Annotated in this window: 25 protein-coding genes and 1 other annotated feature; of the genes, 5 read left to right on the forward strand and 20 right to left on the reverse strand. The window is 55.0% G+C overall.

What is annotated here, in order from left to right:
* Positions 1 to 9: 9 nt before the first annotated feature.
* Genes WDB70_RS06835 through WDB70_RS06885 form a run of 11 tightly spaced genes read right to left on the reverse strand, consistent with a single transcriptional unit; the run spans position 10 to position 8,839 of the window.
* Complete coding sequence (locus tag WDB70_RS06835; RefSeq protein WP_406667910.1) at positions 10 to 531, reverse strand: DUF3833 domain-containing protein; 522 nt, start codon at positions 529 to 531, stop codon at positions 10 to 12.
* Complete coding sequence (locus WDB70_RS06840; protein WP_406667912.1) at positions 516 to 986, reverse strand: chalcone isomerase family protein; 471 nt, start codon at positions 984 to 986, stop codon at positions 516 to 518. The genes WDB70_RS06835 and WDB70_RS06840 overlap by 16 nt, the downstream gene beginning before the upstream one ends.
* Complete coding sequence (locus WDB70_RS06845) at positions 983 to 1,462, reverse strand: DUF2878 domain-containing protein (protein WP_406667914.1); 480 nt, start codon at positions 1,460 to 1,462, stop codon at positions 983 to 985. Before WDB70_RS06845 ends, WDB70_RS06840 begins: the two co-directional genes overlap by 4 nt.
* The gene (locus WDB70_RS06850; protein WP_406667916.1) at positions 1,459 to 2,703 is read right to left on the reverse strand and encodes a class I SAM-dependent methyltransferase; all 1,245 of its coding nucleotides are present in this window, start codon (positions 2,701 to 2,703) and stop codon (positions 1,459 to 1,461) included. Before WDB70_RS06850 ends, WDB70_RS06845 begins: the two co-directional genes overlap by 4 nt.
* Positions 2,700 to 3,434 carry a DUF1365 domain-containing protein gene (locus WDB70_RS06855; RefSeq protein ID WP_406667918.1) on the reverse strand — a complete coding sequence of 245 codons (735 nt, stop codon included), beginning with the start codon at positions 3,432 to 3,434 and terminating at the stop codon, positions 2,700 to 2,702. The genes WDB70_RS06850 and WDB70_RS06855 overlap by 4 nt, the downstream gene beginning before the upstream one ends.
* Positions 3,431 to 4,666: an NAD(P)/FAD-dependent oxidoreductase gene (locus tag WDB70_RS06860; protein ID WP_406667920.1), complete on the reverse strand. Its 1,236-nt coding sequence runs from the start codon at positions 4,664 to 4,666 to the stop codon at positions 3,431 to 3,433. Before WDB70_RS06860 ends, WDB70_RS06855 begins: the two co-directional genes overlap by 4 nt.
* Positions 4,663 to 5,382 (reverse strand): SDR family NAD(P)-dependent oxidoreductase, encoded by a 720-nt coding sequence (locus WDB70_RS06865; RefSeq protein WP_406667922.1) that lies wholly within the window; start codon positions 5,380 to 5,382, stop codon positions 4,663 to 4,665. Before WDB70_RS06865 ends, WDB70_RS06860 begins: the two co-directional genes overlap by 4 nt.
* Positions 5,379 to 5,807 carry a nuclear transport factor 2 family protein gene (locus WDB70_RS06870; protein ID WP_406667924.1) on the reverse strand — a complete coding sequence of 143 codons (429 nt, stop codon included), beginning with the start codon at positions 5,805 to 5,807 and terminating at the stop codon, positions 5,379 to 5,381. Before WDB70_RS06870 ends, WDB70_RS06865 begins: the two co-directional genes overlap by 4 nt.
* Complete coding sequence (gene phrB, locus WDB70_RS06875) at positions 5,804 to 7,204, reverse strand: deoxyribodipyrimidine photo-lyase (protein ID WP_406668032.1); 1,401 nt, start codon at positions 7,202 to 7,204, stop codon at positions 5,804 to 5,806. The genes WDB70_RS06870 and phrB overlap by 4 nt, the downstream gene beginning before the upstream one ends.
* Positions 7,198 to 7,911, reverse strand: a complete 714-nt coding sequence (locus tag WDB70_RS06880) for a MerR family transcriptional regulator (RefSeq protein ID WP_406667926.1) — start codon at positions 7,909 to 7,911, stop codon at positions 7,198 to 7,200. The genes phrB and WDB70_RS06880 overlap by 7 nt, the downstream gene beginning before the upstream one ends.
* The gene (locus WDB70_RS06885; protein ID WP_406667928.1) at positions 7,901 to 8,839 is read right to left on the reverse strand and encodes a YbgA family protein; all 939 of its coding nucleotides are present in this window, start codon (positions 8,837 to 8,839) and stop codon (positions 7,901 to 7,903) included. The genes WDB70_RS06880 and WDB70_RS06885 overlap by 11 nt, the downstream gene beginning before the upstream one ends.
* A gap of 83 nt (positions 8,840 to 8,922) precedes the next feature.
* Between WDB70_RS06885 and WDB70_RS06890 the strand changes: the two genes are divergently transcribed.
* Positions 8,923 to 9,690: a DUF1853 family protein gene (locus tag WDB70_RS06890; protein ID WP_406667930.1), complete on the forward strand. Its 768-nt coding sequence runs from the start codon at positions 8,923 to 8,925 to the stop codon at positions 9,688 to 9,690.
* A gap of 10 nt (positions 9,691 to 9,700) precedes the next feature.
* On the opposite strand, the gene ihfA is transcribed toward WDB70_RS06890, so the two are convergent.
* The 7 genes from ihfA to thrS all read right to left on the reverse strand — a co-directional run bounded on the left by ihfA (position 9,701) and on the right by thrS (position 16,666).
* The gene (gene ihfA, locus WDB70_RS06895) at positions 9,701 to 9,988 is read right to left on the reverse strand and encodes an integration host factor subunit alpha (RefSeq protein WP_406667932.1); all 288 of its coding nucleotides are present in this window, start codon (positions 9,986 to 9,988) and stop codon (positions 9,701 to 9,703) included.
* A gap of 3 nt (positions 9,989 to 9,991) precedes the next feature.
* The gene (gene pheT, locus WDB70_RS06900; RefSeq protein ID WP_406667934.1) at positions 9,992 to 12,364 is read right to left on the reverse strand and encodes a phenylalanine--tRNA ligase subunit beta; all 2,373 of its coding nucleotides are present in this window, start codon (positions 12,362 to 12,364) and stop codon (positions 9,992 to 9,994) included.
* Positions 12,365 to 12,380: 16 nt separating this feature from the next.
* Positions 12,381 to 13,364 carry a phenylalanine--tRNA ligase subunit alpha gene (pheS, locus tag WDB70_RS06905; RefSeq protein WP_406667936.1) on the reverse strand — a complete coding sequence of 328 codons (984 nt, stop codon included), beginning with the start codon at positions 13,362 to 13,364 and terminating at the stop codon, positions 12,381 to 12,383.
* Positions 13,365 to 13,381: 17 nt separating this feature from the next.
* Positions 13,382 to 13,501, reverse strand: a sequence feature (Phe leader region).
* Positions 13,502 to 13,543: 42 nt separating this feature from the next.
* On the reverse strand, positions 13,544 to 13,897 hold the full coding sequence (rplT, locus tag WDB70_RS06910) for a 50S ribosomal protein L20 (protein WP_406667938.1): 354 nt from the start codon (positions 13,895 to 13,897) through the stop codon (positions 13,544 to 13,546).
* Between the two features lie 16 nt (positions 13,898 to 13,913).
* Positions 13,914 to 14,111: a 50S ribosomal protein L35 gene (rpmI, locus tag WDB70_RS06915; protein ID WP_406667940.1), complete on the reverse strand. Its 198-nt coding sequence runs from the start codon at positions 14,109 to 14,111 to the stop codon at positions 13,914 to 13,916.
* A gap of 78 nt (positions 14,112 to 14,189) precedes the next feature.
* On the reverse strand, positions 14,190 to 14,735 hold the full coding sequence (infC, locus tag WDB70_RS06920; RefSeq protein ID WP_406668034.1) for a translation initiation factor IF-3: 546 nt from the start codon (positions 14,733 to 14,735) through the stop codon (positions 14,190 to 14,192).
* Between the two features lie 20 nt (positions 14,736 to 14,755).
* Complete coding sequence (gene thrS, locus WDB70_RS06925; RefSeq protein ID WP_406667942.1) at positions 14,756 to 16,666, reverse strand: threonine--tRNA ligase; 1,911 nt, start codon at positions 16,664 to 16,666, stop codon at positions 14,756 to 14,758.
* Between the two features lie 364 nt (positions 16,667 to 17,030).
* Between thrS and WDB70_RS06930 the strand changes: the two genes are divergently transcribed.
* Genes WDB70_RS06930 through WDB70_RS06940 form a run of 3 tightly spaced genes read left to right on the forward strand, consistent with a single transcriptional unit; the run spans position 17,031 to position 19,942 of the window.
* Positions 17,031 to 18,374 (forward strand): M28 family peptidase, encoded by a 1,344-nt coding sequence (locus WDB70_RS06930; RefSeq protein WP_406667944.1) that lies wholly within the window; start codon positions 17,031 to 17,033, stop codon positions 18,372 to 18,374.
* A 37-nt stretch (positions 18,375 to 18,411) separates the two neighbouring features.
* The gene (locus WDB70_RS06935; protein ID WP_406667946.1) at positions 18,412 to 19,026 is read left to right on the forward strand and encodes an START domain-containing protein; all 615 of its coding nucleotides are present in this window, start codon (positions 18,412 to 18,414) and stop codon (positions 19,024 to 19,026) included.
* 37 nt (positions 19,027 to 19,063) lie between these two features.
* Positions 19,064 to 19,942 (forward strand): fructosamine kinase family protein, encoded by an 879-nt coding sequence (locus WDB70_RS06940; protein ID WP_406667948.1) that lies wholly within the window; start codon positions 19,064 to 19,066, stop codon positions 19,940 to 19,942.
* On the opposite strand, the gene WDB70_RS06945 is transcribed toward WDB70_RS06940, so the two are convergent.
* Positions 19,926 to 20,474 (reverse strand): hypothetical protein, encoded by a 549-nt coding sequence (locus tag WDB70_RS06945; RefSeq protein ID WP_406667950.1) that lies wholly within the window; start codon positions 20,472 to 20,474, stop codon positions 19,926 to 19,928. The genes WDB70_RS06940 and WDB70_RS06945 overlap by 17 nt on opposite strands.
* 137 nt (positions 20,475 to 20,611) lie before the next feature.
* Here WDB70_RS06945 and WDB70_RS06950 point away from each other — a divergent pair, with 137 nt between their 5' ends.
* On the forward strand, positions 20,612 to 20,812 hold the full coding sequence (locus tag WDB70_RS06950) for a CPXCG motif-containing cysteine-rich protein (RefSeq protein ID WP_406667952.1): 201 nt from the start codon (positions 20,612 to 20,614) through the stop codon (positions 20,810 to 20,812).
* Positions 20,813 to 20,821: 9 nt separating this feature from the next.
* Here WDB70_RS06950 and rsuA read toward each other — a convergent pair whose 3' ends face one another.
* Positions 20,822 to 21,520 (reverse strand): 16S rRNA pseudouridine(516) synthase RsuA, encoded by a 699-nt coding sequence (gene rsuA / locus WDB70_RS06955; RefSeq protein ID WP_406667954.1) that lies wholly within the window; start codon positions 21,518 to 21,520, stop codon positions 20,822 to 20,824.
* Between the last annotated feature and the right edge of the window lie 54 nt (positions 21,521 to 21,574).

The following is a 21,574-nucleotide window of genomic DNA, read 5'->3' on the forward strand; positions in this document are numbered from 1 at the left end:
ATGGGCATTTCACTGCTTTTCGAAGTAGAGGGTCACTTGCCCTACCGGTAACCCGAACTTTTTCATGGTGGTGCGATTCATCAGTCGCTTGTCGTCCAGCTGATACATCCAGTCATCCATGGTGACATCCAGGGTGCTGCCGTCCTCACGGGGTACCCGTAATGTGTAAGACCATTGAAAAGCCATTCCCCGCGCTTGCCCCTGAGCCATACCAATAACATCACCAGCGGTGCCTTGATAGCGACCATCGGGCAGTTTACTCAGATGCCAAACACGTTCACTGGTGCTGCCATCGGCATAACTGAAACGCTCATCAAGGGTGCCTTGATTTCCTTGCCAGTGGCCATCGACCACGACTGTGAAGCGCTTTATCACTCGGTTTCGATAGTCTTGAAACATGCCATGGGCAATCACCCTGCCGTTGAAGAACTGCTCTAACCGGAGTGTTGGTGTGCTGCCCTGATAGTGTTCAACGCCAACGGCACAGCCTCCCAGTAACAGACTCACCATGAACATCAACAACGTGCGCATTTTTCCTCCTTACCCAACAGTGCCCGTCGCAAAGCCTGGGCATTGGTGCGTGGTGACAGCCAAATAGCCAAAAAAGCCGGGCCAAAGTCGGCATCCTTGATGCGGGCAACCACGTGGTCATTTTTCAATAAAGTGCTGGAATCTGCGCTAACTTCCAGGCGCAACCGGTCACCGGCTTTGACATCCGGGCAATGCTGGCTAAACCAAGCCAGCCAGTGCCGATAACGCTTGTCCGGATATTGTTTTAAATGCCGCCACTCCTTGGCAGTTTGATGGCTGATATCAGAGCCGGAAAAGTCACGAAAATACTTCAGCTCCAATGCCTGTTTAGCACCGTCGGTGTAATAGGCAGCGTCATAGATATCAAACCAAAGATAGTCATAACGCCCCTTACCCTGCAGCTGCCATTGCGAAAAAGCGTTAAAGGACAATAACAGCAATAGCCAGTACTTCATGGCTGCCAACGCCGCGACAGTAACATCAGCGTCGGGGTGAGCAGGGCCCACAGCAGCGCCAGCATGGCCAGGCTCTGATACAACGGCCAGCCAAAATCGGCAGCACCCAAACGCACCCCGGCGCCATAAGCCAGCGGGCCAGCAATAGCGCCAAGCAAGGCCGACAGCCCTGGCCGGTATTTCAGCCAGGCCAAACTATGGTTCGGTAGCATCGCCAGGGCCGCCCACAGGCCCATTAGCCATAGCGGGATCACATAATGTTGCTGATGAAACTGCAATAAGCCGGCGGCGCCGAGGCCACCATCAACGATAAGACCAATCAACAAAAAACCGACCATCAGCCGGGCATCGGCCTGCCTGCGGGGGCTAAACAGCAGATGCAGCGCCAGTATCGCCAGTAACCAATAAGGGCTTGCCCCCAGCACCGCCAGGAACCAGGCCAACTGATAAGCCAGCAGGTTCAGCCACCCGTTCACAAAACCGCCCTGTTACCCGGCCGGCTGGCTAAAAGGTGCACCACGCTGATGGCTCGCTCCATGAAGCCCCCTTCGCAGTAGCACAGGTAGTAATCCCACAAGCGCCGGAAACGCTCGTCATAGCCGTGTTGGCGAAGCTCCTCGAACGCCTGATGGAAGCGTTGCCGCCAGTCGCGCAGCGTCCGGGCATAATCAAAACCAAAATCGTGCAGCCGTCGTACCACAAAGTCGGTGTTATCGGCCATCACCGATAACATGCGGGTGTTGGACGGCAGACAGCCGCCCGGAAAGATATAACGCTGAATAAAATCCACCGAGCGAACATAGCTGTCGTAACGTTGATCGCTGATGGTAATCGCCTGTAACAGCATTATGCCTTGTGGCTTCAGTAGTGCCTGACATTGCTCAAAAAAGCCTGGCAAGTAGTCGTGGCCGACCGCCTCGATCATCTCAATACTGACCAGTTTGTCATATTGGCCTTGCAGATCCCGGTAATCGTCCTGCAGCAAGGTGATCTGCTGCTCTAGCCCGGCAGCTTTAACACGGGCACAAGCTGCCTGGTACTGCGCCTCAGAAATGGTGGTGGTGGTCACCTGGCAGCCATAATGCTGAGCCGCATGCATAGCCAGCCCGCCCCAGCCGGTGCCGATCTCCAGCAGGTGGTCTGTAGGCTGTAACTGTAACTGCTGGCAGATACGGTCAAGGCGGTGCAACTGAGCCTCTTCCAGGCTGGCTTCAGAGTGGGGGTAAATCGCCGACGAGTACATCATGGTCGGGTCTAAAAACGCTCCGTAAAGCTCATTACCCAGATCGTAATGAGCCAGAATATTGCGCTTTGCTCCCTGTCGGCTGTTGCGATTAGCCACATGACGCAGCCGTTGCAGTGGCCAGCTTAGCCAGGCCAGGCGCCGCTCCAGACTGTCCAGCAGCGGCATGTTCAAAACCATCAGCCGCACCAGTGCCGTGAGGTCGTCACTGTGCCAGAGGCCATCAATATAGGCTTCACCGGCACCAATGCTGCCACCGAGCAATACTTGCCGGTAAAAGCGATTATCGCGGATCTCCAGGGTAGCCGCCGGTTGCCCCTGGCCAAAAACCTGCGTGCCATCGGCATCAACCAGGGTCAGTTGGCCGTGACGCAGTTTGGCCAGTACCGCCAGTAATGTTCGTCGCGCCGCTTTTTGCAGCCACCGCGGTCCCGTATTGGCTTGTTGTTGTACCTGACTGGCCAGATCAGTCATACCTTCTCCTTCTGATATCCATAAATCCGTACCCCTTTGAGGGCCAGCTTGAGCGCCTGCCAATAAATGCCCAACACCACTGAGGCCGTCATTACCGGCCGGCGAAGCAGTTGCCGGCGAACGCTCGCGAGAGTTAATGGCTGACGCTGTAAAGCCAGCGTTGCATCAAATACGTGGCCGCGGCTGTCATGGTTTTCCAAATGCACAAAAAGACGCGCTCCCGGTGGTTGCAGCCGCCACCGATACTGCTGGTCTATTGGGTTAAATGGGGAAACATGAAAGGCTTTGGGGTGGCGGGGAGTAAGACCTTCTTGCAAAGACAAGCCGTAATAGTGCCGCTGATTCCAGGGGGTGTTGGAAACTTCGGCCAGAAAGTGGCTCAGCTGCCCCTGCTGGTCATAACCGTAGTAAAAGTTCACCGGGCTGAAGTACAACCCCAGCGTACGCAGATTCACTAACGCCAGTACCTTGCCGGTCGGGCGGCTACCAGTAAGGCTGGCCAGTTTGTCACGGACCGCATCGGCCAAAGGTTGCGCTGCTGGCCCAAGGTAATCCGGGCGATGAAAGCGTGCCAGGGCAAACCGCCGTAATGAAAACCAGCGCCCCAGCTCAGGCACATTATCAAGATCATCCAGATCCAGTAGCCACATAAAAAAGGGATAAGTGAAGCGGTGCGCCTTGGGCAAATGGCGCCGGTGGCGCACCGTACCGACATAAAGAGCACTGCTCATGGGGTCACACCCAATTGCTTGCAAACCCGCAAAGCGCTGTGCACCCCGTCTTCATGAAAGCCATTGAACCAGTAAGCGCCACAGTAATGAACACCGTCAACGCCGGAAATATCAGCCCAGCGTTTTTGGGCATTGATGGCATCAATAGTGTAAACTGGGTGCGCATAAGTGTAACGGCCAAGCACCTTGTCATCGGCTACCTGATCATTGAGGGTAACCAGATAGGTAAAGCGTTTTTTCAGCCGTTGCAGGATGTTCATGTCATAGGTAACTACCGGTTTGTGCTGGTGGCGGTTCATCCGGTAATTCCAGCTGGCCCAGGCCAATGAGCGTTTCGGTAAATGGCTCGTGTCGGTATGCAGCACCACCTGATTGTCGCTGTAAGTGAGCTGACCCAGCACCTGCTGTTCAGCCTCACTAGGGTTGGCCAGCATGGCCAGTGCCTGATCAGAATGGCAAGCCAGTACCACCTGATCGAACTGCCACTGTTGCTCCTTGCTGAACAGCTGTACTTTGCCGCCGCTGCGCTCAATGCGGGTTACCGGGGTATTCAGGTAAATACGCTCTTTAACAGGCGCGAGCAGCGGCGCAATGTATTGCCGGGAGCCTCCGGCAATGGTGAACCACTGTGGCCGGTTAGCCACGTCCAGCAGGCCATGGTTATGGAAAAATGTGGCAAAAAACTGCAAGGGAAAATCCCGCATTTGTGCCAACCCCATGGACCAAATGGCGGCGCCCATAGGCAACAAATAGTTATCGACAAACAATGGTCCAAAGGCACGGGCGTCCAGATATTGCCCAAGCGTCTGTGCTGAAGGCGCGGTGATCTCCTGGCGCGCATCCTTGTTAAAACGCAGAATGTCACGAATAAGCCGCCAAAAGGCGGGTCGCAGTAAATTGCGCTTCTGAGCAAACAGGGTTCTCAGGCTGTGGCCGTTGTACTCCAGAGCAAGGGCGTCATTACGCACCGAAAAGCTCATTTCGGTGGGCTGGTAAGCAACTTTCAGCTCCTCAAGCAAGCGCTGAAAACGTGGGTAGGTGCGGTCATTAAAGACAATAAAACCGGTATCGATAGCACTTTTTTCACCGTCGAGCTCAACATCTACGGTATGGGTGTGGCCCCCCAGATAATCACCGGCTTCAAACAGGGTGACGTCATAATGGCGGGACAGATAATAGGCCGCCGTCATGCCGGCGATGCCTGAGCCAACCACAGCAACTGTTGCTCTCATGTGCGGATCATTCCTTGTGCAAAATGCCGCCAGAGGCGGCGCGGTAAATAGCGAAGCAGTTTCAGCAGGCCGGTGAAAAAGCCCGGAAAGCGGATCTCGAAGCGTCTTTTGGCAATGCCCTGGCGTATCGCCTTGGCGGCCTTTTCAACAGAGACTTGCATCGGCATGGGAAAATCATTGCGAGCCGTTAGCGGTGTGTCGACAAACCCGGGAAAAACACAGCTGACCGTAATGCCTTGCGGCTTTAGAGTGATATAGAGCGTTTCCATCAGATAGCGTATGGCGGCTTTGGAGGCGCCATACGCCTCGGCACGGGGAAGAGGCAGGTAAGCTGAACTGGAACTCATGCCAACCAGGTGCGGGCGGGCCCCTTGGGCCAGACAAGGTAAAACACCTTCAATGCAGGTGGCCATGCTCAGCACATTGGTTGCCATTACCCGGGCAAACAAGGCGCTGTCAAAAGGCGGCATATCAACATACTCGCAGCTACCGGCATTGAGTACCACCAGATCCAGCGGCCCCATCTGGGCAAACCAGTCGAGGGTGGCCTGGCGGTCGGTCAATTCCAGCTTGGCAGTATGCAGGCCAAGCTCGGCAAGCGTTGCCAGCGCCTCACTGTTGCGGCCCAACGCCCATACCTGATGCCCCTGACGGTGATAATCCAGTGCCAATTGACGGCCGATGCCGGAGGTCGCACCGGTAATGAGCACCTTCATTGCCCTGCCCGCCTTTTAATAAACCCAATGAGGCGACCCAACAGCGGTAACTGCTCGTAAAGCATGGCGCCGAGGTCAAAGTAGTCGCGGTGATAACAGGCTTTACCTGCGTCGTTAAAACGCAGCACGGTGATACCTTCTACCGTCACCCAGGCACCAGCTGCCAGACGCGGGTGGCAAAAGCGCATCTGCCACTGCACAAAGGCCTGCTCAGACTGTTCGTCAACATCTTGATAATCAAACTCAATGGCCTGCAGGTGTTGGTACATGGCGGTGAAGTAATGCTTCAGGGCTGCAATACCGCTTATACGGTGCAGAGGATCAATGAAGATCACCTCCTCACTGTAAATCTCGGTCAGTAAATGCAGGTGCTGGTTATCCAACTGCTGATAGGCCGACAAAAAGCGTGCTAGCGCCGGGCTCATGATGCCTCCTTGAGGGCTTTAAACATGGCCAGGGTTTGCTGCCGGGCGGTCTTGTGGTCTACCAATGGCGCCGGATAATTCAACGCGCCGGGCCAGCGATGGGGCTCGTGCAGATATTGTTCGCTAACCTCGCTGAGCTCCGGTAACCAGTGGCGAATAAAGCGCCCGTCGGGGTCAAAGCGTTTGCCCTGCTCCCAGGGATTGAAAATACGAAAATACGGCGCGGCATCGGTGCCGGTACTGGCAGCCCACTGCCAGCCGCCATTATTGGCAGCAAAGTCACCATCAATGAGCTGGCTCATGAAGTAAGCCTCGCCCCGGCGCCAGTCGATGTGTAAGTCCTTGACCAAAAAAGATGCGGTGATCATCCGCAGGCGATTATGCATCCAGCCGGTGCAGCGTAACTGACGCATGGCGGCATCAACAATAGGAAAGCCGGTACGCCCCTGACACCAGGCGTTAAAGGCTCCATCGTCATCTGCCCAGGTGAGTTGCTCGGTATCACGCTGAAAAGCCCGGCCTTTGACTACGGCTGGGAAATGCCAGGCGACATGGCCGTAAAAATCACGCCAAATCAATTCATTCAACCAAGTACCGGGCCCGGATTGATCATCCCAGATGGTGTCACCATGCTGGTGAGCCAACCGCCACAGGCACTGACGTGGCGACAGCAAGCCGATGCTAAGGGCAGCCGACAGCCGCGAGGTGTTATCCAATGCCGGAAAATCACGGTGCGCCTTGTAGTCGCTGGCTTGTTCACTGACAAAACGACGCATGGCAGTGAGTGCCGCATCTTCGTTATCTGGCCATGTGGCAATACGAGCATCTTCACTGACATCAGAAAATCCCGGCAGAGACGGCGCCATAATGGCTTTTTGCTGAGCAGGCAGACGGCGCAGCACCTGTGGCGGTGCTGCTTTTAACTGCTGCTTGACGCTGTTCTTAAATGGCGTGAAAACCTTGTAAGGCTCCCCTTGCTGCGTCATGACTGCGCCGGGGGGCAGCAACAGGCGATCATCATAGAAATGACAATCAATGTTGAGAGCCTGGGTTACCTGCTCATCACGGTGCAGCTCATCAACCAGGTACTCGCGGTTGGCATGCAGCGCGTGGATCTGATGTTGCTGGCAATAGTCGGCCAGAAAAGTGCTGATGGCGGCAAAGTCGTCCAACACCACAACATCGAGGACAATACCCAGCTTGGCCAGTTGCCCGGCCAGGGCGCTAACCGCGTGCTCGAGTAGCCGTTGACGCACCGGCGCCATATGGTGCTTTTGCCACTGCCCGGGTGTGGCGATGAAAATGCCCCGCACCGGCCCCGGCGCAGCCGCTCGGGTCAAAGCGGTGTTGTCCAGTGTTCGCAAGTCGTTTCGAAACCAAACCAGCTGGGTCACAATGCCTCCGTTAACGTATATTGCCCCGGCAGCGCTGGCGTACTGTTGGCCGGTAGCTGGCGCAGTATGCCGGTAAAGATCTGCGCCTCAGGCATGGCCGCCAAGGCTAGAGTAAGTTGCCGCTCGTCATCGCCGCTACCAAGGTCAACAACCCGATGATGCTGGCTGAGTACCGCCCTGAGCATTTGCCGCCATAGCGGCGGCATAGCACCGACAAGCAGCGCCAGAGACTGCTTATGGCGATGGCGCTGCAGGTGGCTTACCATTGCCAAGCGTTGGCTGATTTCGGATTCCAGCAAGGCCTTTGCCGGCTCACTAAAAGGCCCGGCTGGCCAACTACTGAGTAACTGCCAGAGATTGCTGCAAAAAAGGGCCAGTGGTTGCTCTTTGAGCAAGCTATCGAGGGTTCGGGTCAACGCCACCGTGTTGAGGCTTTGCGCCAGGGCCAGCACGGTTTCGGTCCAGGGTTCAAAGTCAGTTCGACTGGCCCCGGCCAGTAGCGCTTTGGTATCCGCGAGGTTAAGCCCCAGCTGCAGGTAGCGCTGAATGTCCCGCACCCGGGCGACGTCGCTGGCGCTATAAAGCCGGTGGCCCTTGGCCGTACGGTTGGGCTTTAACAGCCCATAGCGGCGCTCCCAGGCCCGCAGCGTAACGGGCAAAACGCCTGTTTGCTCAGCCAGATCGCCAATCTTTAATTTTTCAGAGTCCATAGCGCAGCCTCAGATCATGGGGGTATGGATGCAGGTAGCTCTGCTCTTTGAGATAAGGCACCGGGTGGTGGCGCAAGTGATGATTTAATAACGTCAGAGGTGCCATCAGAGGTGTCAGCCCCTGGCGGTAGTGTTCGATCAGTTCACTGAGTTCCTGCTTCTCAGCACTACTGAGTACTTTCTTGAAGAAACCCTGCAAGTGCATCAGCACATTGGTGTGGTTACGGCGGCTGGCCGGCTTGGCCAGCGCCTGCATGAAAGACAAAATGTAGGAAGAGGCGATGTCTTGAGCATCTTTTGCTTCGGCAATGGCCGGACCCAGGCGGCGGTAAATAGCTTGGTCGTGAGCTAACAGCAAAAACTTATGGCGGCGGTGAAAGGCCATCAGATTCTGCAGGCTAAGATCGGTGAGTACATTGCTCTGCCAGTCATGATAAGCCATCACCCGCAACACAAAGTTTTCTCGCAGTAAGGGGTCATGCAGGCGCCCATCTTCTTCAACCGGCAACTGCGGGTAGCGGCTCATCAGGGCCTGGGCAAATACCCCGACCCCAACCTTACCGAGGCCATTACCCTGCTCGTCATACACTCTGACCCGCTCCATACCGCAGGTTGGCGACTTGCTGCAAAGAATGTAACCACTCAAGCCAGCCAGTCCCGGCAGCCGCTCGTCCGCATAACGGGCTAATGGCTCGGTTACGTCCAAGCTACTATCTTTAGACCCCTTAACCCGCGGCGCCGCAGGATCGCCTACCAGCCGGATGGTCGGTCGCGGCACGCCCATACCGATGGCTTGCTCAGGGCACACAGCCACAAACTGAAAGTGCCGCCCCAGCTCATCGGCAACAAATCGTGATAGCTTATGGCCACCATCAAAGCGTACGGGCTCACCCAAAACGCAAGCACTGACACCTACACGAATCGCCATAATCCCTCGCATGATTCCTATACAATTTAGCTTTGCATGTATAGATATTAGTTCGCTAACCGGGTTACGGGTAAAGGAATTGGATGGATCAGTTATCAGCACAATTTGATGAACAGGATGCTCTGGCGATGCTGCGCTGGGTCATTGGCCAGCCCCCGTTGCTGGCGTTGGTAGCAGAGCCGGCAGCCTTGTCACTGACCGGCGTAGATACCAAGACCTTGGCTGCCGCACTTAGCCAGGAACGACGCCTCGGCAAACGCTTTGAGGTGTTGGTCCATGCACTGCTTGAAGCCAGTGACCGCTATCAGGTACTGGCGGCAGACGAGGCTATCCGTATTAACGGCCAGACGCTGGGCGCCCCGGATCTGATTGTTCGAGATCTTGCCAGCGGCACTATTGAGCACTGGGAGCTGACCGTGAAATTTTATCTTGGCCTTCCGCAAGGCTGGCTGGGCCCGGGCCAGCGGGACTGGCTGGAACACAAGGCTGCCCGACTGGCCAACCACCAACTGCCGCTGCTAAGCCGCCCAGAGCTGGTCCCATGGCTTACTCAACGAGGCTGGCACATTCATCAGCGCCGTTTGTTATCGCGGGGAGTCTTGTTTGGCCAAGGGCCTCGGCATAACTGGCTTGACCGGCGGCACAGCCAAGGCCAATGGTGGTATCCAGAGCAGTGGCCCGCAGCGCTGGCTCTTCGGCCCTTAGCCCGCTGGCAATGGTTGGCAGAGGTAGCTTGGGAGGCACTGCCAGAGCTGACGGAGATCCACCAGCCGACCATGGTCATGGCGGCCGATGGCAGTCGTCACATGTTGGTGCCCAGACAATGGCCGGAACTGAAAAAGGAGCCCTGAGGCTCCTTTTTTATTCGACATCTTCAACGCGGCTTTTGAGCTTCTGGCCAGGCCGGAAGGTCACCACCCGCCGGGCGGAGATAGGAATATCTTCACCGGTTTTCGGGTTACGCCCAGGGCGCTGGTTTTTATCACGGAGCTCAAAGTTACCAAAACCGGACAACTTCACTTGCTCACCGTTTTCCAGTGCATGACGGATCTCTTCAAAAAAAGACTCCACCATTTCCTTGGCTACCCGTTTGTTGATACCGAGCTTAACGAAGAGGTGTTCCGCCATCTCTGCTTTGGTCAACGCCATAGATCACTCCCTCAAGGATGCATTGAACTGGCTTTTCAGCGCGTCGACTACCTTGTTGACCACGTCAGCTATTTCACTTTCTTCCAGTGTGCGCGCCGGATCCTGCAGGGTTAGGCTGACTGCCAGGCTTTTATGGCCATCGGCAACACCAGGACCGCAATACAGGTCAAACAAGTTTACGTCAACTACCTGATTTCCGCCAATTTTTTGCACGGTATCGAGAATATCGCCAGCCGCGATGGTTTCAGCTACGACGATGGCCAGATCACGGCGGTTGGCCGGGAAGCGGGAAATAACGCCAGCACTGGGGATCAACCGCTCGCCCAGAGCAGCCCAGGCCAGTTCAAAGACCAGCGGCTGATGCTTCAGGCCAACCGCCTTGGCCGCAGCCGGATGCAGCACACCCAGATGGCCAACCACCTGGCCGTCACGCAGAATTTGTGCGCTTTGGCCTGGATGCAGGGCACTGAGTGTAGAGCGTTCCACGGTGAACTTGGCACCGGTCAGCGCCAGTATTTGCTCGACGTCGCCTTTGAGATCGAAGAAATCGCTGCTGCGGCTGTCCATTGACCAGTGCTCACCAAAAGCACTGCCGCTGATCACCCCTGCCAGCATTTTTTGCTGTTGCAGAGCGCCATCACGGTAAACAAAGCGCAGGCCCGACTCAAACAGTCGTACCCGGCTTTGCTGACGATTCTGGTTATGTGCCACCGCCTGCAAGAGGCCCGGCCACAGCGATACCCGCATGGCAGACATATCCGCAGAGATGGGATGCGGCAGGATATCAACCTGTTCTTCAGGGAACAGTGCCGCCTGGGCTTTAGGCTCCACAAAGCTGTAGGTAATGGCTTCTTGATAGCCCAAATCGACCAGCAAGGAGCGAACCCGCTTGAGGCTTAACATCGCTTCTTTATGGCCTGTCATCGCCAGCCGGCCCAAAGGAGCCTGATCGGCAATATTGTTGTAGCCGTAGACCCGCGCTACTTCCTCGATAAGGTCTTCCTCAATGGCCATATCAAAGCGGTAGCTGGGTGCGGTTACCGTCCATGTTTGCCCATCGAACTGTGGTGCCGTACCGAGGCGCTGGAGAATTTCGGTGACGTTATCATCCGCAATAACAACACCCAATACTTTCGCCAGGCGGGCTTTACGCAGGCGGATGGTAGCCTGCGTGGGTAGATGCTTAGCACTCAGTGCCTCAACCACAGGCCCGGCTTCACCACCGACAATGCTCAGCAGCAACTCGGTCGCGCGCGCCATGGCACGGTGGGTCAACTGCGGGTCCACGCCCCGCTCGTAGCGATGCGACGCATCCGTGTGCAAGCCGTATTGCCGGGCACGGCCGGTGATCGCGGTGGGGGCAAAAAATGCGGCTTCCAGTAAGATATCCTGGCTCGATTCGGTCACACCGGAGCCTTCGCCGCCAAAGATACCGGCCATGGCGAGGGCTTTGTTGTTATCAGCAATGACCAGTGTATTGCTGCTGAGGGTAACTTCATTACCATCAAGCAGGGTCAGTTTTTCACCCTCGGTGGCCAAACGCACATTGATGCCACCATCAATCTTTGCCAGATCAAAGGCATGCAGCGGGTGACCTAACTCCAACAATACGTAGTTGGTAACATCCACCACCGGGTCAATGCTGCGAATACCACTTTTACGCAGCCGCTCGGTCAGCCACAAGGGGCTTGGGCGACTTACATCAACACCTTTGATAACCCGCCCCAGATAGCGCGGGCAGGCTTCAGGGGCACTGACGTTAATGGCTAACGCCGCCTCTGTGGTGGCAGCTACCGGGTTAAAAGGCACTTCCTGTACATCCAGGTTATTAAGTACCCCTACTTCCCTGGCCAGCCCCAATAGGCCTAGACAATCAGCACGGTTCGGTGTCAGGTCCACTTCAATACTGTTGTCATCCAGGCCCAGATATTCACGAACACTCACCCCTACCGACGCATCGGCCGGTAATTCGATAATGCCGTCGGACTCAATATCGATACCCAACTCGGCAAAAGAGCACAGCATGCCGTTTGACGGCTGGCCCCGCAGCTTGGCTTTTTTAATTTTAAAATCGCCCGGTAGTACCGCGCCAACCTGTGCTACCGCGACCTTTAGGCCGGCGCGGCAATTTGGCGCACCACAGACGATGTCCAGCAGTTCATCACCACCAACATTGATTTTGGTGACTTGCAGCTTGTCTGCATCCGGGTGTTGGCCGCACTCCACCACCTCACCAACCGTTACGGTGTGGAAGCTACCGGCTACCGGCTCGATGCCGTCTACCTCAAGGCCCGCCATGGACAGCTGCTCAGACAGGGCCTGGGTGTCAATGGCCGGATTAACCCACTGACGCAGCCAGTTTTCTGAAAACTTCATAATTCTCTCCCTGCCCTTACTTGAATTGCTTGAGGAAACGCACGTCGTTTTCGAAAAACGCACGTAAATCACTGACACCGTAGCGCAGCATGGTCAGGCGCTCGACGCCCATACCAAAAGCAAAGCCGGTGTATTTTTCCGGATCGATACCGACTGACTTCAGCACATTGGGGTGCACCATGCCGCAGCCCAGTACTTCCAGCCATTTACCGTTTTTGCCCATCACATCCACTTCCGCTGAAGGCTCAGTGAAGGGGAAGTAACTGGGGCGAAAACGCACTTGGGTGTCTTCTTCGAAAAAGTGATTCAAAAAGTCATGCAAAATGCCTTTGAGTTCGGCAAAGGAGACATTTTCATCGACCAGCAGGCCTTCAACCTGGTGGAACATCGGCGTATGGGTCTGATCGTAATCGTTACGATAAACCCGCCCTGGGGAAATGATCCGCAAAGGCGGCGCTTCCACTTCCATGGTGCGGATCTGTACGCCAGAAGTTTGGGTACGCAGCAGTTTATCGGCACTGAAGTAAAAGGTGTCGTGGTCGGCCCGAGCCGGGTGGTGTGGTGGAATATTCAGGGCATCAAAGTTGTGAAAGGCATCTTCGATCTCTGGTCCTTCCTTAACGGCAAAACCCAGCTCACCAAAAAAGTGCTCAATACGCTCAATGGTGCGGGTGACCGGGTGCAGCCCACCCAGGTTCTGGCGCCGGCCAGGCAAAGTGATGTCAATCTGCTCAGCCGCCAGCTTGGCATTGAGCTCCGCTTCGGCCATGGCCGTTTTTTTGCTGTTGAGGTATTCCTGCACCGCCTGTTTGGCTTCGTTGATAACCGCCCCCGCCTTGGGGCGCTCTTGCGGGCTGAGGTCACGCAGGGTTTGCATTTGCAGGGTCAGCTGCCCTTTTTTGCCCAAGTAATCAACCCGGATGGCGTCCAGTGCCGCCATGTCCGCGGCCGCGTCAATGGCCGCTTTGGCCTGGCTGACGATCTCGTCAAGATGTTGCATGGCGTCCTCGTATCACAAATAAAAAAGCCTCCCGCTGGGGAGGCCTTGGGTTTTCCTTTAGCTTCGTCTTCACCAAGGTAAGGCCTCCTGATAGTCAGGACGTAAAGAAGAAGCTAAAGAAAAACATTGTCATCATGGGTTCCAGTAAAAAAGGGAGGCCATAAAGCCTCCCTTTTCCATTACAGGGCTGCTTTGGCTTTCTCAACCAGAGCAGAGAAAGCAGCTTTGTCGTGAACAGCGATGTCAGACAGGATCTTACGATCGATTTCCACGGATGCTTTCTTCAGACCGTTGATCAGACGGCTGTAAGACAGACCATTCTGACGGGCAGCTGCGTTGATACGGACGATCCACAGCTGACGGAACTGACGTTTTTTGGCACGACGGTCACGATAAGCGTATTGACCGGCTTTGATCACGGCCTGGAAGGCAACGCGATAAACACGGCTACGGGCACCGTAGTAACCTTTAGCGGCCTTCAGTACCTTCTTGTGACGAGCGCGGGCAACTACACCACGTTTTACTCTTGGCATCTTAAATCCCTCTCAATTACAGGTTAGGCAGCATACGGTCGACCAGCGGCTTGTCCGCAGCGGTAACCATGTGAGAATCGCGCAGCTGACGCTTACGCTTGGAGGATTTTTTAGTCAAGATGTGACGCAGGTGCGACTGCTTGAACTTGTAACCACCAGAAGCGGTTTTTTTGAACCGCTTGGCAGCGCCACGGTGGGTCTTCATTTTAGCCATTACGAATAACTCCGCATTGTTGCATACCAACAGCCAGGGCGAGCAGGCCGGACTGGCCCACTGCTTGTGGGCGCCTGACTATTTCTTTTTCGGTGCCAGCACCATCACCATCTGCCGGCCTTCCATTTTCGGGAAGGACTCAACAACAGACAGCTCTTCGAGATCGCCTTTGATTCGCTCAAGCAAATCGCGGCCAAGCTCTTGGTGTGCCATTTCACGGCCACGGAATCGCAGCGTGATTTTGGCTTTGTCACCGTCTTCCAGAAAACGAACCAGGTTGCGCAGTTTTACCTGGTAGTCGCCTTCATCTGTGCCAGGGCGGAATTTAATTTCCTTCACCTGGATCTGTTTTTGCTTTTTCTTTTGTTCTTTTGCGCTTTTTTGCTTTTCGTAGAGGAACTTGCCGTAATCCATGATCTGACAGACTGGCGGCTCCGCATTAGGACTGATCTCAACCAAATCCAGTTGAGCATCCTCTGCCATCTGCAAAGCGTCGGCGATTTTCACCACGCCTTGCTGTTCGCCATCTGCATCAATCAGACGTACCTCGGGGATACGGATCAGGTCATTGATACGGTGTTTCGGTTTCTGCTGGGCTATAGGGCCCCGTCTTCCGCCTTTAATACGTTATTCCTCCACGTTTATTAGGCTCGGCTGGCAATGTCGCCTTGCAGCTTGGCAATAATATCCGCCAGCTTGAATTTGCCGAGATCGTCACCTTTGCGCGTTCTCACAGCCACTTCGCCGCTTTCCCGCTCTTTGTCACCGACAACCAACAGGTAAGGAACGCGCTTTAGAGTGTGCTCGCGGATTTTAAAGCCAATCTTCTCGTTTCTCAAGTCAGACTTTGCTCGAATGCCTGCGCTTTCAAGGGTTTTTACTACCTCAGTGACGTAATCGGCCTGTGCATCGGTGATATTCATCACTACAGCCTGGGTCGGTGCCAACCAGGTAGGGAAGAAACCCGCGTACTCTTCGATGAGAATACCAATGAAACGCTCCAGCGAACCAAGAATGGCACGGTGGATCATGACTGGCACCCGACGGTCATTGTCTTCGGCCACAAAAGAGGCATTGAGCCGGCTGGGCAAAGCAAAGTCGAGCTGTACGGTGCCACACTGCCAGGCCCGGTTCAGACAATCATGCAAAGTGAATTCAATTTTCGGCCCGTAAAAGGCGCCCTCACCGGGTTGCAGGTCAAAGTCGATACCTTTGGCTTTGAGTGCCTCGGCCAGACCTTCTTCCGCCTTGTCCCAGATGGCATCAGAGCCGATCCGCTTTTCCGGACGGGTCGACAATTTGACCTTGATGTCATTAAAGCCAAAGGTGGCATAAGTGCTGTAAACCATATCAATACAGCTGGCCACTTCAGACTGAATTTGATCGTCAGTACAGAAGATATGGGCATCATCCTGAGTAAAGCCTCGCACTCGCATCAAGCCATGCAGCGCCCCGCTGGGCTCATTACGATGGCAAGAGCCAAACTCGGCCATCCGCAGTGGCAAGTCGCGGTAAGACTTCAGCCCCTGGTTGAAAATCTGTACGTGGCCCGGGCAGTTCATCGGCTTGATGGCGTAATCGCGGTTTTCCGAACTGGTGGTGAACATGGCATCACTGTATTTTTCCCAGTGCCCGGAACGTTCCCAGAGTATCCGGTCCATCATCAGTGGCCCCTTGACCTCCTGATAGTCATACTCACGCAGCTTCTCACGAATAAAGGTTTCCAGCTCGCGGAAAATCACCCAGCCATCGTTGTGCCAGAACACCATACCCGGCGCTTCTTCCTGGAAGTGGAACAGGTCCAGCTGCTTACCGATTTTACGGTGGTCACGTTTTTCTGCTTCCGCCAACTGTTGCAGGTAACCGTTGAGGGCTTTTTTGTCAGCCCAGGCAGTGCCGTAAATGCGCTGCAGCATTTTGTTTTTGGCGTCACCGCGCCAGTAAGCACCGGCCACTTTCATCAATTTGAAGTGCTGGCAAAAACTCATGTTCGGCACGTGCGGGCCGCGGCACATGTCGATATATTCTTCGTGGTGGTACAGGCCGGGACGGTCATCACGGCTGATGTTTTCGTCCAAAATGGCCATTTTGTAGGGCTCGTTACGTGCCTCGAAGGTATCACGCGCTTCCTGCCAACTGACCTTTTTCTTGATCACCGCATAATTGCTCTTGGCCAGGGCTTTCATCCGCGCTTCCAGCTCGACCAAGTGCTCCTCGGTCAGCGGAAAGTCCAGGTCAACGTCATAATAAAAGCCGTTGTCGATAACCGGGCCAATAGCCATTTTGGTTTGTGGCCACAGTTGCTTAATGGCGTGGCCAAGCAAATGCGCACAGGAATGGCGAATAATCTCCAGTCCGTCCTGATCTTTGCTGGTAATAATGGCCAGCTTGGCGTCTTGCTCAATCAGCTCACAGGCATCAACCAGTTCACCGTTAACACGGCCTGCAATAGTGGCTTTGGCCAGGCCTGGACCAATATCGGCAGCAACATCAAGTACAGAAACAGGGTGATCAAAATGACGAACAGCGCCGTCAGGCAGAGTAATGGCGGGCATCTACAATCCTTATCAGTGGTGACCCACACCAAGGGCCACATGAGTCTCAGGTAAAATTAGTCAGTTGCTTACCACCCCAACCAAGGGCGTTTCGGCAGCGGCAAAGCCGCCCTGACGGACAGACGCCATCATACCGGCAAAAAAAGCCCTGCTGCAACGGCAGCAGGGCGGAATGGGCAAGGTTATGCTGCAGGATGAGTCAGCCACAGCCCCTTGATCACAGTATTGCATGCCAGACATGCAATGTGATTTTATCACTGTAACAAGGTCATTCGTCGGCATCCTGAAGCAAATTGTCGCAGGGTGTTTAATAAAACGTTTTTTTACTGTTAGCGTGATTCAAAAGCCACAACAGGAATGACTGATGAAAGCGTATTTGCTCACCCTGGCACTAACCAGCCCATTAACGCTGGCCGCTACCCCGCCACCGGCAACTAAACCGGCATTGTATGACATTGCCGCTGCCACCAATGCCCAACGGATGCGCAATGATGTTCAGCAGCTGGTGAACTTTGGCACCCGCCACACCTTGTCCAGTCAGACCGACCCGCACCGGGGTATTGGCGCTGCCACCAATTGGGTAGAGAGCCAGTTCAAAGCAATAAGCCGCCAGTGCGGCGACTGCCTGCAGGTGATAAGAGTCAGTGACACGGTATCAGGCAAGCGCATTCCGAAACCGACCAAAGTGACCAATGTGCTGGCCATCAAGTGGGGCAAAACGGACAAAATGCGCATGGTGTTGCTCAGTGGTGACATCGACTCCCGCGTTAGTGATGTCATGAACGCCACCGATGATTCACCCGGTGCCAATGATAATGCCTCGGGTGTTGCTGCCACACTGGAAGCAGCACGGGTACTTAGCCAGTACGATTTTCCTGGCACCATTGTCTTTGCGGCACTGTCCGGTGAAGAGCAAGGGCTCTATGGCGGCCAGATCCTGGCTGCTTACGCCAAAAAGCATGGCTGGCAAATCGAGGCGGTGATCAATAACGACATGATAGGTAACACCCACGGCATTGATAGCATCGTTGACAACCACACGGTGCGGGTATTCTCGGAAGGCACCAGAGCCACTGAAACCGCAGATGAAGCCCGTATTCGCCGCTTTACCGGTGGAGAAGTCGACTCGCCGTCGCGAAACCTCGGTCGTTACATCAAGGCCCTGGTCCATCAGTATTTGCCGAAACTGGATGTCATGATGGTCTACCGGTTAGACCGTTTCGGCCGTGGCGGCCACCACAAACCCTTTAACGATGCCGGATTTCCAGGCGTTCGCCTGATGGAGGCCCACGAGAATTACAATCGTCAGCATCAGGATGTACGCACCGAAAACGGTATCGCTTACGGGGATGTCATCAGTGGCATCGATTTTCACTATGCTGCCCATATTACCGCTTTGGATGCTGTTACTCTCGCCTCCCTGGCTTGGGCTCCGGCTCCGCCCAAAGGCGTCAGCATTAATGGCGCTGTCAGCCCTGACACCACCTTGCGCTGGCAAAAAGGGGATGATAAACAACTGGCTGGCTACAAAATTTACTGGCGGCTGACCACTTCCCCCACCTGGACCCATAGTCGCTTTGTCGGCAAGGTTGACCGCTTTACCCTCAAAGGAGTCGTCATTGACAACTATTTCTTCGGCGTTTCAGCTGTGGCCAAGGACGGCACCGAAAGTCCGGTGGTCTTTCCGGGGGCGGCTGGCGCTTTTTAGCGCGGCTTGGGGGCTGTTACTGGCCCCCCTTACAGCCATGGCTGCCAGCTGGCAGCCGCACGACGCTATCGACGGCGTCAAGCTGTGGACCCGCAGCAACAGTGATGGCCTACTCAGTGTCAAAGCGCAGTGCCAGGTGGTTACGCGGCTGTCGGCTTTTGTCACCCTGATGAATGATGTCGCTGCCATGCGAAAACTGATTGCTTACAGCGATGGGGTTTTTGTACTGGCCCGCCCTTCGGCAACCACAACTATTGTCAAAAGCCGCTTCAACCTGCCCTGGCCGGCCAGAAACCGTGACAGCGTCACCCGTTCGGTTTGGCAGCAAGGGCCGGGTTACCAACTGTCTCTGACCCTGACCGATGTGGGCGCCCAATATCCTCTAACACCTGGTTACCTGCGTATGCAACACGTGCAAGGGCAGTGGTTATTGACGCCGCTAGGCGGTGGCCTGACCCAAATAGAGTATCAAGGCACAGCCAGCCCCGGTGGTTGGCTGCCAACATGGCTGGTCAACCGCATGTCAGTGCGGGCAACCGCCATCACCCTCAACAATATCTGCCAGGCGCTGAAAAACCGCCGCTACCAGGACAGCCAATACAGCTTTGTAAAAGAACCTCCGGCTACCAGAACCAGCAGCGAACGGCGCTAATGCAGACTAGGCTTGAAGTAGTCGTCGGAGGTGAGTCATGTGGCAGGCATTACAGCAGGAAATCCATGCCCTGTTAGGGCGTGAGTACAGCATCACTGAACGGCAGCAACTGAGTCAAAGAGCAAACCAGTTTGGCTATCGGATCAGCGATGGCAAACTGCCCTTGTTTGTCAAAGTTCGCCCCATAGAAGACAAAGACATCCTTGTCACGGAAGCCTTCAGCCTAGCGGAATTGGGGCGTTTTGGGCCGCTGCGAGTGCCGGAGGTGATTGGCTTGGGGCAAAGCCCCCGCTATAGCTTTTTACTGACAGAATATCTGGCAATTCAACCCCCTGGACGCTTTGGCTGGCAGCGTCTTGGTGAAGGGCTGGCCGCTCTGCACCAACGCCAGGACCAGGCCATGTACGGCTTTGATGAAGATAATTTCCTTGGTGATACGCCACAGCGCAATGGCTGGCATAAACACTGGCATCGCTTTTTCAGCGAACAGCGTCTTGGCTATTTGCTGGCTGCCCTGGCGAGCCAGCAAAGGCCCATCGCCGATACTGATGCAGTCATTGCCGCTGCCAATCAGTTACTGAAACACCACTCGCCCTACCCGGCCCTGCTACATGGTGACCTGTGGCGCGGTAACCTGGGGTTTGTGCATGATCAACCGGTGATTTTTGACCCAGCCTGTTATTACGGTGATCGGGAAGCCGATATTGCCATGACCGAGTTATTCGACCGCTTTGAGCCCGACTTTTATGCCGCCTACGATGATGCACTGCCGCTGGCTGAAGATTATGAGTCACGGCGCAGTGTTTATAATCTGTACCACCTGCTCAACCACGCATTGATTTTTGCCGGGCCTTTTCAGGAGCGGGCAGCCAGTGCCGCCCGCCATCTGCTCGACAGAGTTAATAACGGGGCATAACCACGACAAACTGGCGGCCACCATCAACCGGTAAATACCACACCTGATTGGCGACGTAATAGAGCCGCCCCTGATAGACCACTTTTCGTACCGGCCCGGCGATCACATCGACGACCGTGCCGGGCATCAGCCCAAAGCCACCAGCCGGCAGAGTATAAACCGGCGGATTGGGTACATACTGGTAACCTACTGGCGTCTGCCGGTAATAGTGATTGTCGATAATGGCATAGGTTACCCCGGCCAGAATGGCAAAGGTGGCCAGCTCCGGCAGACTGCTGCGGTAGTAAAAGACCTGACGTGGCGGAGCCCGGTAATAGTGATGCGGTGGTGTGTAGCGCCAGTGGTTATTTTTCACCACGACAACTTTTCTGTCGTTACGATCACGACGGTTGTCATGATCTCTACGTTCGTGGCTACGGTCATAACGACTTTTCTGGTAAGCATTGTTGTCGTAACGGCCATTAGCCTGTGCTGCCAGGGGCGCCAATATCAGGGCTGAAGCACTGATGGCAGTGAGTATCAGCTTTTTCATGTGAACATCCTCACGCTAAACACAGCCTCAGTATGGAAGCTATTAGCTAAACCAACCTGAACAATGCCGGGTAAAGTAACGTAAAGGTTATAGCGGTGTCATAATGACTATTACAAAGCCTTTGCTTGGAGAACCCTATGGATGCAGTCAGAGATTTCCGGGTGATCTGCCCCAACTGTGGGCACCCGACCTACATCACCGTTGAGCCGGAAGATGTCGGTCAGGACTTTGTCGAAGATTGTGCTAATTGCTGTAATGCCATCCATATCACCGTGAGCGAAGACGAAAAACAGCAGGTGAGCGTCAGTGTTGATGGTGAAGACGAACAGCTTTACTGATTCCGCAGTTCAGGCACCGGCCAGAGCCGCCACTTCCTGATCGGTTAATAAACGGTATTGCCCTTCGGCCAGCTCGGCTTCCAGCTCCAGGCTACCCACCGCTTCACGGTGCAGATCCACCACTTTGTTATCCAATGCCGCGAACATTCTTTTGACCTGGTGATATTTGCCTTCACTGATGGTCAGCAAGACTTCCGTATCAGAAATACGTTGTAGTTGCGCCGGCCGTGTCAGCTGCTTTTCTCCACGCAACTGTACACCCTGAGCGAATTGCTGCTCAGCCTCGTCAATCAGTGGTTCAGCCAGCCAGGCTCGGTAGCGCTTAGGGCACTGGTGTTTGGGACTGGTTACCCGGTGAGACCACTGACCGTCAGTGGTCAGCAGTACCAGGCCAGTGGTATCCAGATCCAGGCGGCCAGCAATGTGTAAACCGTGCCGGTGCTGCGGCTCCAGCAACAGCAGCACACTGGGATGCTCTGGGTCATCAGTTGAACAGACATAACCGCTGGGTTTATGCAGTACGTAGTACCGTTCTCCCTGCGCCTCAACATGCACACCATCAAGCTGAACCCGCTGCTGTTGAGCCACTTGATACCCGGGATCTTTAACGGCCAGATCATCCACCGTTACCCTACCCTGTTTCATCAGCCGCTTGATCTGTGAACGGGAGAAAGACGAATTATCCGCCAGGAATTTATCTAAACGCATGGGAATCATTACATCGAAGGAAAACGGCCGTCAGTTTAACGCATTTACTGGCGC

The organism is Gallaecimonas aegicerasi (genome assembly GCF_045291545.1).
Lineage (GTDB): Bacteria > Pseudomonadota > Gammaproteobacteria > Enterobacterales > Gallaecimonadaceae > Gallaecimonas.